The sequence below is a fragment of the Selenomonas ruminantium AC2024 genome, assembly GCF_000687995.1.
GTDB classification, from domain to species: Bacteria; Bacillota; Negativicutes; order Selenomonadales; family Selenomonadaceae; genus Selenomonas_A; species Selenomonas_A ruminantium_B.
In genome coordinates this window covers 2402807-2416039 of record NZ_JIAC01000001.1, presented here as the reverse complement: position 1 = coordinate 2416039, position 13233 = coordinate 2402807, and the positions used below count along the sequence as shown (strand labels likewise).

General features: G+C 53.5%; 9 protein-coding genes and 1 tRNA gene. 7 read left to right on the top strand and 3 right to left on the bottom strand.

The genetic code is table 11. The annotated features are described in order from the left end of the window. Positions 1–21 precede the first annotated feature (21 nt). Complete coding sequence (locus tag P157_RS14540) at positions 22–612, top strand: biotin transporter BioY (RefSeq protein WP_037368352.1); 591 nt, start codon at positions 22–24, stop codon at positions 610–612. Continuing rightward, complete coding sequence (gene bioD / locus P157_RS0111535) at positions 609–1295, top strand: dethiobiotin synthase (RefSeq protein ID WP_026761125.1); 687 nt, start codon at positions 609–611, stop codon at positions 1293–1295. Before P157_RS14540 ends, bioD begins: the two co-directional genes overlap by 4 nt. Positions 1296–1973: 678 nt before the next feature. Here bioD and P157_RS0111530 read toward each other — a convergent pair. Beyond that, positions 1974–2594: a flavin reductase gene (locus P157_RS0111530; protein WP_026761124.1), complete on the bottom strand. Its 621-nt coding sequence runs from the start codon at positions 2592–2594 to the stop codon at positions 1974–1976. Positions 2595–2727: 133 nt separating this feature from the next. Here P157_RS0111530 and smc point away from each other — a divergent pair, with 133 nt between their 5' ends. Together smc and ftsY are read left to right on the top strand one after the other, a co-directional pair. Further along, a complete protein-coding gene (smc, locus tag P157_RS0111525; RefSeq protein WP_026761123.1) occupies positions 2728–6273 on the top strand; it encodes a chromosome segregation protein SMC in 3546 nt (1181 codons plus the stop codon). Positions 6274–6283: 10 nt separating this feature from the next. Next, positions 6284–7201: a signal recognition particle-docking protein FtsY gene (gene ftsY, locus P157_RS0111520; protein ID WP_026761122.1), complete on the top strand. Its 918-nt coding sequence runs from the start codon at positions 6284–6286 to the stop codon at positions 7199–7201. A gap of 63 nt (positions 7202–7264) precedes the next feature. Here the strand turns inward: ftsY and P157_RS0111515 are convergent, their stop codons facing one another. Then, positions 7265–8773 carry an IMP dehydrogenase gene (locus P157_RS0111515; RefSeq protein WP_026761121.1) on the bottom strand — a complete coding sequence of 503 codons (1509 nt, stop codon included), beginning with the start codon at positions 8771–8773 and terminating at the stop codon, positions 7265–7267. Between the two features lie 438 nt (positions 8774–9211). Continuing rightward, positions 9212–9287, bottom strand: a tRNA-Ala gene (locus P157_RS0111510). Between the two features lie 162 nt (positions 9288–9449). Between P157_RS0111510 and ylqF the strand changes: the two genes are divergently transcribed. From ylqF to P157_RS0111495, 3 genes are read left to right on the top strand one after another with little or no spacing between them, the layout of a single operon-like run. Continuing rightward, positions 9450–10355, top strand: a complete 906-nt coding sequence (gene ylqF / locus P157_RS0111505) for a ribosome biogenesis GTPase YlqF (RefSeq protein WP_026761120.1) — start codon at positions 9450–9452, stop codon at positions 10353–10355. Further along, positions 10318–11136, top strand: a complete 819-nt coding sequence (locus P157_RS0111500) for a ribonuclease HII (protein ID WP_230578483.1) — start codon at positions 10318–10320, stop codon at positions 11134–11136. The genes ylqF and P157_RS0111500 overlap by 38 nt, the downstream gene beginning before the upstream one ends. A gap of 37 nt (positions 11137–11173) precedes the next feature. After that, on the top strand, positions 11174–13222 hold the full coding sequence (locus P157_RS0111495) for a hypothetical protein (protein WP_155266751.1): 2049 nt from the start codon (positions 11174–11176) through the stop codon (positions 13220–13222). Positions 13223–13233: the final 11 nt, after the last annotated feature.

The following is a 13233-nucleotide window of genomic DNA, read 5'->3' as shown; positions in this document are numbered from 1 at the left end:
GCTTTTTGGAGGAAAATGTCAATGAAACATCTTACGGTTCGTGAAATTGTGCTATGTGGTTTGTTTATCGCCCTGATTACGGCGGGAACTTTTATTCGCATTCCGGTGGGAACGGATGTCTATACGCTGCAATTCCTGTTCACCTTGCTGGCAGGGCTGGTGCTCGGCGCCCGTTTGGGAGCGGTGGCGGTAGCGGCTTATGTGCTGCTGGGGCTTTTGGGCGTACCGGTCTTTGCTTCCGGCGGCGGCCCGGCCTATGTGCTGCAGCCCACCTTTGGCTATCTGCTGGCGTTTATTCTGCAGGCCTGGTTTGGCGGTTACTATGCCCGCCGTGGGGCGGCCATATCCTATGGGCGGCTGCTGTTGGCCAATTTAGGCGGCATGGTTATCGTCTACCTGATTGGCATAGCCTGGTTTTATCTGGTTTCCAATTATGTAATTGCTGCGCCGATTCCCCTCTGGACGGCTATACTTTACTGCGGCATCCTGCAGGCGCCGCCGGATTTCCTGCTGTGTCTGGCGGCAGCGGGCATCGGTTTGCGCTGCTATCGGAGCGGTGTCTGGATAGTGGAGGAAAAGCATACTGCCCTGCATAAGGAGGTGTGCGCATGAGCCGGAATCTTTTTGTCACAGGGACGGGGACCGAGATAGGCAAGACCTATGTGGCGGGACTTATCGTGAAGATGCTGCATGATGCCGGGATGGATGTGGCTTATTATAAGGCCGCCATGAGCGGCAATGAGCGTCGGCCAGACGGCACGCTGATTCCCGGTGATGCCCTGTTTGTCAAGGAATTTGCCGGGATTTCCCAGAGTCTTGAGAGCATGTGCCCCTATGTTTATGAACATGCGGTTTCTCCGCATCTTGCGTCACGCATCGAAGGCAATCCCGTGCGCATGGCCGTGGTGGAAGAAAAATTCCAGGCGCTCAACTGGGAGCATGATTATGTAGTGGTGGAGGGCAGCGGCGGCATTACCTGCCCCATTGGCTATGATGAAGAACGCATCCAGCTAGAGGATATCGTCAGCAGTTTGCACCTGCCCAGCGTCATAGTGGCAGACGCCGGGCTTGGAACCATCAACGGTGTGGTCCTTACCCATGCCTATATGGGGCAAAAGGGACTGCCACTGAAAGGCATCCTCTTCAATCATTTCCATGAAGGGGATGTGATGGAAGAGGACAATCGGCGCATGTGTGAGGAAATGACCGGACTGCCGGTTCTGGGGTGCATTGCCAAAGGGGATAAGGCTATCACAGGACTTACGGCAGAAGAATTGGCGGCATTGTTTGAATGAATCGCAGCTTGTAGGTTAATTCGTTAGTTCGTGCGCAAGGTATCCCGTCCATGCGTTGTTAGGGGCGAACGGGGAGTAATTTTTCTGTTTTCCGCTAAACGACCCCTTCGTACAAGAGAGCTGTCCAGTTACTCGTGCCGGGCAGGCCAACGGCGCTGTTTTCAGCGTATTTACTTAGCTGCGTCCTACAGGGGCCGGCCTTCACTGCGTTCAGGCAGTCGCTCCCTACAGAAAAATCACTCCCTCGTTCGCCCCAAGATACAGCCTATGCTATTGCCACGAACGCGTTGCTCTCGTAACAAGAACATCGATGTGCTTGTTGCTTGTCACTACGAAAATGCCGTCTTATACGGACATCGCTTCGGGGGGAGGTGGTGATGCTTTTCGCCGTGGAACGACTGTCCGAACGCAGTGAGGACTGGCCCACAAACGGCATAAACTAAATACTGGGCTGAACATACGCGCCGCCGGTCTAGCCCGGCGCAGGCAGCTAAAAGCCCATACATTTACTTGTGGGTCATTCAGTGCAACGGCGAAAAGTATTACCACCTCCGCCCAAACTGAGCTGTAACAAAAAAAATTAGCACGTATTGGCAAACTGTAATTTACGCAAAAGCCCGCTGGCATTTTTGTCAGCGGGCTTTTCAGGTTAAGTTTTTTTCAGCCTATTTTGGCGGTTTAGTTCACGCGTTCAAAATCCGAAGCCGGGTGTTTGCAGAGTGGGCAGATGAAATCTGCGGGGAGTTCATCGCCTTCGTATTCATAACCGCAAATCTTGCAGCGCCAGATGGTTTTGCCGCTCTTGCTGGGGGCGGGGGCCTGTGGTTTCGGTTTGATGTTCTGATGGTAGTAGGCATAGGTTGCAGCAGGCGTATCATTCAGCACGTCCATATCGGTGACTCTGGCGATAAAGAGGCTGTGGGTGCCCAAATCGATTTCCTGCGTGACCCAGCCGGCAATATAGGCATTGGTGCCTTCATTGATAATCATGGCCTCATTGGCCCCTCTTTGTGCGGCCGTAAAGCCGGCGAATTTATCCACGTTTTTCCCGGATTGGAAACCGAAGCGCTTGAACAACTCAAAGTTCGCATTCTGGCTGATAATGGAGGCGGTGAATTTTTTGCTGGCGGCAATCATATCGCGGGTGTGGTTGAGTTTATTGACCGCAATACTTATCTGATTCGGGTCGGAGGTTACCTGCGTGACGGTGTTGATGATACAGCCATTGTCCTTGCCATCCAGATTGGCGGTCAGGACGTAAAGACCGTAGGAAATGTTGAACATGGCCTTGGGGTTCATAAGCTCTCCTCCTCATGGATAATATAATAGATGAAAATTCAGATATATCTGCCATCTATTATACACGGTTTCGCAATAGACGTAAATATGGTATGATATAGGATATGTGTGAATCGTGAATGAGGTGTAGATTTTGCAGTTAAAACGCTTGGAGGCTTATGGATTTAAGTCCTTTGCAGATAAGATAACCATAGATTTTGACCAGGGGATAACAGCTATCGTCGGCCCGAACGGCAGCGGCAAGAGCAATATTACCGATGCCATCCGCTGGGTGCTCGGGGAGCAGAATGTCCGCAACCTGCGCGGCACCAAGGCCGAAGATATCATCTTCACCGGTTCGGCCTCCCGTAAGCCCTTGGGCGTAGCGGAGGTTTCCCTGTTCTTTGCTAATGACGGCACCCTGCCTGTGGATTTCCGCGAAGTGGTTGTGACCCGCCGTCTTTACCGCAGTGGGGAGAGCGAGTTTTACATCAATCGCTCTCGCTGCCGGTTGAAGGATATCTATAACCTCTTTGCTGACACGGGCATCGGCCATGATGGTATGAGCATCATCGGTCAGAACCGCATTGACGATATCTTAAACAGCCGTCCCGAAGACCGTCGGGCGTTCTTCGAGGAAACGGCAGGGATTACGAAGTACCGCAACCGTAAGCGCGAGTCGGTTAGAAAGCTTACGGATACGGAAAACAACCTCGTGCGTGTGCAGGATATCATCCACGAGATTGAAAATCAGCTTGAACCTCTGGCCCGCCATGCGGAAAAGACGCGGATTTACAATGGCCTCAACGAGGAATATCAGCGGTGCAAGCTGACCCGTCTGGCGCATGATTATGCCAAGGAAGCGGCGCAGAAGCAGGAAAATGACGAAAAATTGGCTTCCCTGCGTGATGATGCTCTGGCGGCGGAAACGGCCGTGCAGGCTGTGGCGGCAGAAAAGGAACGGCTGGGCAAGGAAATCATTGACTTGGAGCGGGCGCTTAAAGAGCAGGCGGAAAAGAATGAAGCCCTGCGCCAGAAAATGGAAGGGGCCGCCCAGGAACTGGCGAAGCTCCATGAGCGGCAGGACCAGAGTGATGGCGCCCGTCAGAAGATTTTGGACCGGCGGCAGGAACTCAACCATGAGATTGCTCAGGCTGTTGCCGATATTGCCCGGCTTACGGAGCAGGCCAGCCAGCATAAGCAGGATTTGGCGCTCTTGGATGAACTTCTGCAGACTGAGCGGGCCAAGGAAAAGAAACTGGCCAAGCGGATTCACGAAGAAGAAGACAAGGCCCGGGCCTTGCAAAAAAAGCGGGAAGAACAGCAAACTATCTGGAATGCCAAACAGCAGGAATTTGCGCTGGCGGAACGTGATTTGCAAAACGGCACGGATGGTCAGGAAGACCGGGAACGGGAGCTGACGCAGGCCAAGGAAAAGCTGGCGGAATTGGAGGACTTGCAGACCCGGCTCACGGCGGAACTGCAGGCAACGGTGGAAACCATTCAGGCAGGCCAGCACCAGGCAAAGGATGCCGAGGCAGAGAAGAATGCTGCTGTGGAAGCGCAGCAGGCGGCAATCCGCCAATTTAATGACACGGTACAGCAGTTAAAGAGCGGCGAGAGCAAGCTGCAATTCCTCGTGAAAATGCAGCAGGCCTATGAAGGTTTCGGCAAGGCCGTTAAGGCTGTGCTGAAGGCCAATGAAAAATGGCGCAGTGGTGTGGCCGGTGCCGTGGCCGAACTCATTGATGTGCCCAAGGATTACATCACCGCCGTAGAAGTGGCCCTGGGGGGCAATCTGCAGAATGTGGTGACGCAGGACACCGATACGGCCAAAGCCGCCATCGCTTACTTGAAGCGGGAACGGCAGGGCCGTGTGACTTTCTTGCCACTGTCTACCTTGGTGGTGCGGCAACCCCAGAGCATCCGGGAAGGAAAAAGTGACGGCGTGATTGGCTGGGCAAATACTCTGGTGAAGGTGGACAGCCAATACGAGAAAGCCGTGGACTTTTTACTGTCTCGGACACTGGTGGTGGATACGCTGGATAATGCCTTGCAGATTGCCAAGGCCCATGAACAGCGGCTGCGCATCGTGACCCTGACTGGTGAACTCTTAAATCCCGGCGGTTCGCTGTCCGGCGGCAGCCGCCAGCATGCGGAAGCCAGCTTCTTAAACCGCAGCGGCGAGATTGAAGAACTGAAAGCAAAATTAGCGGAGCTGACGGCAAAACAACAGGAGCTCAAACAGAGCCGCGCTACTAGAGAACAGGCGGTGACGGCGGCGGAAAACAAACAGCTCGAACTGCAGAAGGAACTGCAGGCGCAGCATATCCGCAAGGCGGAGCTTAGCACCAATCTGGAGCGTCTGGGCGAAAATCTGACCGAACAGAAGGTGCAGATTGGCGACTTGGAGCAGGCTATGGCGGCCATGCAGGAGACCTTTGCGAAGCTGCAGGAGAAGAAGGTGATGGCCAAGCGGGCAGCGGCAGCGGCTGAAGCCCAGTACAATGAGCTGGCCTGGCAGGAAGCAGAAATCCGCGAGGGGCTTACGGATATTGAGCAGGATGCAGACGATTTGGCCCAGTACATTCACGATAGGGAAGTCAAGCGGGCTACTTTGGAGCAGGAGGCCATGGGCAACCGCCAGTTCCTCGAACTGCGGCAGCAAGCCAAGGCCAACAGTGAAAATGCCCTGCGGGACAATGAACGGGAAGAACGGGATTTGGACAGCAGTCTGGCTGACAGTGTAGACCGTTTGAAGGTGCTGGAGGACCAGCAGCGGGCTTGGCAGGATGTTTATGACGAAGGCCAGGTCAGTCATGACGGGCTGTATAAACAGCGCATGGACAAGCTGGAAGCTGGCCAGGCGGCAGACCGCAAGGCACATGAGGTCGCGCAGAAGCGCAACCGCCTGCAGGAAGCCATCCAAAAGCATGAGGTGGCGGACAACAAGCTGCAGATGCACTTAGAACAGCTGCAGGAAACCATTCTGGCAGATTACGGCCTGACCCCGGAGCGGGCGGCCGAGGAAGCCATGGAAGGGGAGCCGGCAGAAATCCGCAGCCAGATGCAGACCTTAGAGCGCAAGCTCAAGGAACTCGGGCCGGTCAACCCCAACGCCTTGGAAGAATACGAGGAACTTTCCAAGCGCCATGACTTTATGGAAAAGCAGGCAGGCGACCTCAATAGTGCCAAGGAGGATTTGGAACGCATCCTGGCGGATATGGATGAAGCCATGACCAAGCAGTTCAAGGAGGCCTTTGCCCAGATTCAGGTGTATTTTGCCGATATCTTTGTGCGGCTCTTTGGCGGCGGCAAGGCGGAATTGAAATTGCTGGATGAAGAGGATGTGCTTAACTCCGGTGTGGATATTCTCGTGACCCTGCCGCAGAAGAAGCGGCAGAACCTCTCGGCCCTGTCCGGCGGCGAGCGTGCGCTGACGGTTATCGCGCTGCTCTTTTCCTTCCTGCGCTATCGTCCGTCGCCCTTCTCGGTGCTGGACGAAATCGATGCGCCTTTGGATGAAGCCAACGTCGTACGTTTTGGCTCCTTCCTCAAGGAATTTGCCGAGAACACCCAGTTCATCGTGGTAACCCACCGTAAGGGAACCATGGAAGCTGTGGATACCCTTTACGGTGTCACCATTGAGGACGCCGGCGTGTCCAAGATACTGTCCGTAAAAATAGACGAAGTAGAATAAGGAGTAAACGATGGGATTTTTTGATAAATTGAAAAAGGGCCTGAATAAGACCCGCGAAAACCTGACCAATAAGATTGAAAAGCTGGTTATCGGCTATGCCGATATCGATGATGACTTCCTCGATGAACTGGAAGAAACGCTGATTATGGCTGATGTGGGCGTGCAGACCACCGAAAAGCTCATGACGGCTGTGCGCAAGGGCATTAAGAAAAAGGAAATCAACAGCCCCGAAGATTTGAAGCCCTTCCTGGAAAAGGAAATCGCCGAAATTCTCAATGCCGGTGAGGATACTACCCGCACGGCTGAAAATGGCCCCACGGTGCATCTGGTTATCGGTGTAAACGGCGCCGGTAAGACTACGACCATTGGCAAACTGGCAGCTTATTACAAGGCACAGGGTAAAACCGTTATGTTGGCAGCGGCCGATACCTTCCGTGCGGCAGCTATTGACCAGCTCGAAGTATGGGCGCAGCGCAGCGGTGCGCAGTTCATCAAGCACGAGGAAGGTTCTGACCCGGCAGCTGTTGCCTATGATGCGGTGAAGGCGGCCACGGCCCGCAATATCGATGTTCTGCTTATCGACACCGCCGGCCGTTTGCAGAATAAGTCCAACCTCATGCAGGAATTGGAGAAAATCAACCGCGTCATCGGCCGTGAAATCCCCGGTGCGCCCCATGAAACCCTGTTGGTGCTCGATGCCACCACGGGGCAGAATGCCATCAGTCAGGCCGAACTTTTCACGAAAGCTGCCCCGATTTCCGGCGTAGTGCTGACGAAATTGGATGGCACGGCCAAGGGCGGTGTGGTTATTGGCATCAAGAGCCAGCTTTCCATGCCGGTTAAGTGGATTGGCGTAGGTGAGGGCATTGAGGATTTGCGTCCCTTTGTAGCAGAGGACTTTGCCAAGGCACTCTTTGCCAAGGAATAAGAGGATAACAAAAAATCCGCTGAAGCAGCTGCTTCAGCGGATTTTTATTGTCCGATATGTTTATTAATCTCTGCCCAGACGGTCGCGCAGGATTACGTCATGGGAACCGCCTTCCACGATACTGGTTGCGGAAACCAGCGTGAGTTTTGCCTTGTCGCGGAATTCGGGGAGGGACAGGGAACCGCAGTTGCACATGGTGCTGCGGATTTTGGCAAGCGTCGTGCCCACATTGTCCTTGAGGGGGCCGGCGTACGGAACATAGGAGTCCACGCCTTCTTCGAAGGAAAGCTTCTTGGAGCCGCCCAAGTCGTAGCGCTGCCAGTTGCGGGCACGGTTGGAACCTTCGCCCCAGTATTCCTTGTAGTAGGTGCCGTTGACTTTAACCTTGTCCGTCGGGCTTTCGTCAAAGCGGGAGAAGTAGCGGCCAAGCATCAGGAAGTCTGCGCCCATAGCCAAAGCCAGCGTCATGTGGTAATCGTGAACGATACCGCCGTCGGAGCAAACCGGGATGTAGATGCCCGTTTCTTCATAATACTTATCGCGTTCACGGCAGACATCGATAAGAGCCGTAGCCTGACCGCGGCCGATGCCCTTGGTTTCGCGGGTGATGCAGATGGAGCCGCCGCCGATGCCGACCTTGATGAAGTCAGCGCCAGCTTCAGCCAGGAAGCGGAAGCCTTCGGCGTCAACCACGTTGCCGGCGCCGACTTTGACATCTTCGCCGAAGTTTTCGTGGATGTATTTGAGGGTGATGCGCTGCCATTCGGAGAAACCTTCCGAAGAGTCGATGCAGAGAACATCAGCACCAGCCTTGATGAGGGCAGGAACACGTTCTGCATAGTCGCGGGTGTTGATACCGGCGCCGACGATATAGCGCTTGTTGTCATCAATGAGTTCGAGCTCATTGTCTTTGTTGGCATTGTAGTCTTTACGGAAAACCATGTAGCGCAGGCGCTGGTTCTTGTCGATAATCGGGAGCATGTTGAGCTTGTTTTCCCAGATGATATCGTTGGCCTGACCAATGGTGGTTACTTCTTCGGCCTTGGCATAAACGAGATTTTCGAATGCCGTCATAAATTCGCTGGCCGGGGTGTCCATGGACATGCGGGAAACGCGATAGTCACGGCTGGTCACAATACCCAGCAGCTTGCCGTTAGCCGTGCCGTCTTCCGTTACTGCCATGGTGGAGTGGCCCGTATCCTGCAAGAGGTCTAAGATTTCGCCCAGAGTGGTGGAGGGCTTGATGTTGGAGTCACTGCTGACAAAACCGGATTTGTAATGCTTTACCCGGGAAACCATAGCAGCTTCGTCTTCGATGCTCTGGGAGCCGTAAATGAAGGACACACCGCCCTCTTTGGCCAGTGCAATCGCCATGTTGTCATCGGAAACCGCCTGCATGATGGCAGAGGTCATGGGGATGTTCATGGAAATCTTCGGCTCCTCGCCCTTGCGGAACTTGACCAGCGGCGTCTTCAAGGAGACATTTGCTGGGATGCATTTGTCCGAGGAATAGCCGGGAACGAGAAGATACTCGCCAAAAGTGTGTGATGGTTCTTCAAAATAGAATGCCAACGTAACCCCTTCTTTCTTGATACTGATAATCTACGATATAGCTTTACAGGCGTCAGCCGCCGTGTATATTGTGTAATATATTAATATATGGATAGGGCTTGTGTCAATCAGAAATTAAAATTTATGTTACAACTTTACACTTATACAAAGAACTAGCAGCTTGCCTTTTTCGGTCAAGCTGCTAGTTTATGTTCAAATATTCTATTTTCATCTTGTTTATGGGTACCAATCTTACGGGCCCATTGGACTCCCCTCCTTCACGAGCCATGTAACAACATCAGGTTTGAACTTCCCCTACGGCTAGCTATTACCTTTTCCGGTTGGTTCAACCTTTAGCTTGAAGTAATAATAACACAGAATAAACACAAAGTCAATAATTTTCTGACACGGACGGACAAAAATAAAACGGCCGCGAACAGCGACCGTAACATTCTCTTATGGTGGAGACAAGGAGGATCGAACTCCTGACCTCTTGCATGCCATGCAAGCGCTCTCCCAGCTGAGCTATGCCCCCATGGGTTGTTGTGACCTCGTGTGTCATCAACGAATATCAGTATACGGGATAATGCTATCCTTGTCAACAGCTTTTTTAATTTTTTTGCTGAATTTTTTTCAGCGGGGAAATATGATACAATGGTAAGCACAGATATTTATGTAAGACAGGAGAATTATATTAATGGAAAAACAGGATATTCCCAATTTGCAATGGTTCCCGGGGCATATGAAGAAAGCCCAGCGGCTGATTGAGGAAAATTTGAAACTGGTGGATGTGGTCATCGAGCTCTTGGATGCGCGGATTCCTCTGAGCAGTGCCAATCCCATGCTGGCGGAAATCATCAAGGGCAAGCCTCGCATGATTGCGCTGAACAAGGCGGACTTAGCTGACAGTGCCAGTACGAAAAAGTGGCTGGATTATTTCAAGAGCCAGAATGTACCGGCAGTCGCCATTGACTCGATGAAGGGCAAGGGCATGAAGCAGCTCGTGAAGGTGGCTGAAGATTTGGCCCGTCCCAAGACGGAAAAATTTGTCAGCAAGGGAGCAAAGCCGCGGGCTGCCCGCTGCATGATTCTGGGCATCCCAAATGTCGGCAAATCTTCGCTTATCAATCGTCTGGCCGGTGCCGTAAAGGCCAAGGCTGCCGATAAGCCCGGTGTGACCCGCGCCAAGCAGTGGATTAAGATTGGTACGAATCTTGATCTTTTGGATACGCCGGGGATTCTCTGGCCGAAGTTTGAAGACCAGACGGTTGGATTAAAGCTCGCCTTTACGGGCGCCATCAACGATGATATCTATGACCGCGAAAAGGTCACGGCACTGCTGTTGGGCATCATGCGCCGCGATTATCCGGAGCGTTTGGCTGAACGCTTTAAGCTCACGGGGGATGTGCCGGAAGACGGTCTGGAAATTCTCGAGCTTATCGGCCGCAAGCGTGGCTGCCTTGTCAAAGGCGGGCTGGTGGATTTGGAAAAGGCCCAGAACATCGTACTGAATGAATTCCGGGCAGGCAAACTCGGGCTTGTGACGCTGGATGAAGTGCCTGCAGATGATTCCGCAGAAGATGGTGAAAAAAGTAGTGAATGATTTAAGCAAATATACGATAAAACAAGTAGAGGAGTTTTTCGCGCAGGGACAGGTGACGGAGGAATTTCTGTCCGCCTGCGCGAATGATACAAGAAAGGCTGTGGGCACGCTTCTGCGCCGTTATCAGCGCGAGCAGGCAGACAGAAAGCGGGTGGCAGAACTCTATAGCTTTGAGCGGGAGTTCTGGGCCAAGGGCTGCGAGTTTGTGGCCGGTGTGGACGAAGCAGGACGTGGACCGCTGGCCGGGCCGGTGTCCGTGGCGGCAGTGATTCTGCCCCATGATTTGTACCTGCCGAAAATCAACGATTCCAAGAAGATTTCCGCCAAGGTCCGCGAAGAGCTTTACGATGAAATCATGGCCAAGGCCATTGCGGTGAAGGCGGCCTTTGTGGATGCCAAGACCATTGACCGGGTGAACATCTATCAGGCCACCATCAATGGCATGTACGAGTCTATCTTTGGGTTGGAGCAGGAAGCAAATGCCGTGCTCATCGATGCTGTGAAGTTGGAGAACCTCAATGTGCCCTCCCTGTCCATCATCAAGGGGGATGCCAAGTCCGCTTCCATTGCGGCGGCCTCGATTATCGCCAAGGTCAACCGTGACCGGCTGATGGATAAATACGACAAGGAATATCCGCAGTATGGATTTGCTCACCATAAGGGGTATGGTACGGCAGAGCATATCGCCGCCCTGCGGCAGTATGGACCTTGCCCCATACATCGTCAGTCTTTTGAACCGATTCGCTCCATGGTGGATATTGAGATGAACGTTCCGTTTTAGGACTTTATTTTAGAGAAGGTTGTGATGGGAAATGCCAATGGAAGCCTCAATGAATGTGGGAATCCGCCCCGTAGAACGACCCCAGGCCCCCAGTGCGGGGGAAGGTGTCGGCCGTCGTGGTGATGGCGGTGGCTCTTCGGCGGCATTTAGTCCCAAAACAAATGTGGCCATCCAAAATGCCGTGGATGATATGGCAGGCATTTTGGCCAAAATCGCGAGCAACCAAACTGACGCTGTGGAAAAGATGCCCGCGGATTTGCAAAAACTCATTCAAAATGTCATGAAGCAGGCCTTCTCGTTAGAAGAGACTTTGGCGCAAGGGCTAGGGAGTACTCTGGAAAGCCAGCGCTTTTCCATGGAGCAGTTAAGTTCCTTTTCCCGCATGCTGACGCAGATGGGTAAGCTCATGGACCGGGGCATGACCATGGAAGTCAGCGATACCATGCAGGCTTTGCTGACCAATCTCAAGAATCTGGCCAGTGTGGAGCAGGGAGCGGCCTTGGAGCCGGTTCTCCTGACCAAGGCGGCCTTTGAACTGCTCGATGGCAAACCCTTTGCTGAACTGCCCAAGGATGTTCAGCAGCTGCTCCTGACCATGCAGCCACAAGGTATGGTTCAGCCGCTGCCTGCAGGGGAAGGCTCGGCTACGAACTTCCTGAAACAGCTCGTGCAGTACTTTATGCCGCGGCCAGCTAGTGATGGCAGTGGGGCGCAGCCGCAGGCCAATCCGCCGGGACAGGCTGCCGCTCAAGGTCAGCAGGGGCAGCCAATGGCGCAGAATGCAGCGGGACAAAATGCCAATGCTGCAACACAACCGAATACCACTGCTACACAGCCAGGACAGACCGCCAATGCATCGGCGGGCGGCAATCCCGCTGCCGGACAGAATGCGCCGCTGAATGCCAATACCATGGCTGGTAACCAGCCAGCCGGGCAGGCAAATTTGACAAGTCAAAACCAATTGACAAGTCAAAATGCGGCGAACGGTCAAAATCTGACAAGTCAAAGTGCTCCACAAAGTGGAGGACAGCCGGCACAGGCCAATCAGTCAGGCCTTTCGTCCAATCCTGCAGGACAGGCAGCAGGCGGACAGGCCGGCAATGTTTCAGCCGGTGCCGGTCAAACGGCTTCACAGGCACAGGGCCCCGATCAGGGAAACACGGCTTTGGGAAACACCGTACAGCAGTCTGGCGGAAATCAGCCCGCTGCGCCTAATAGCCAATCTGGCCACTTGCAGGATGTCCGGGCAAATCTCGGTCAGGGTATGGCCCGGGAAAGTATGGTACAGTCGGAAGTGGTACAGCGGCCGCAGCAGACAGCTATGCAGCAGGCCAAGAACCAGCTGATGAATCAGGTGATGGAAAATACGCCGCAAACCATGAATGTCATGCGGGATTTGGCGCAGCTGCTCCTGAAAGATGGCAATCTGACCCAAAAGGATGCCTTGCTCATGCAGAGTTTTGTCAACGGCAAGGAGGCACTTTTAAGCGCCAAGGAAACCCAGCAGTTACAGCAGCTGATTCGCCTCTGTCAGGCCAATGTGCCGGCCACCATCCAACAGGCGGCGCTGCAGCAGAATATTCCCGATTTGCCACGGCTTTGGGCCTTTATGCAGCTTTGCGATATGACTTATACCAGGAATATGACGGCCCGGCAGTTAAAGAAGGCGGGCAAGGATGTGGCGACCTTTGTGCTCTCCATGCGGGGCTCCATGGAAGGGGACAACAGCATTGTTCCCGGCCAGCGCTCCCTGAATTTCATGTTGCCCATGTATATGGGGGAGGAGAGTACCTATCCCGCTTATATCCATGTATACGATGAAAAACAGCCGGACCCCGAAACGGGCGAAATGAAGAAGGAAACCTGGCTGCGGCTCTGTGTGCTTACGGATAATATCGGGGCGGTGGAGCTGACCTGCAGGGTCTATCATGAAAATCAGCTCGATATGCGGCTCTTTTTCTCTAATACGGAAATTGCCAACGAATTCCGCTCGCAGGTGGATGCTTTGCGGAGCTCTTTGCGGGACAGCAGCCTAAAGCTCAAAGAACTGAAAGTAGGGGCTGTAGGAGAGCGGCGGTTTATGTAAATGATACAATA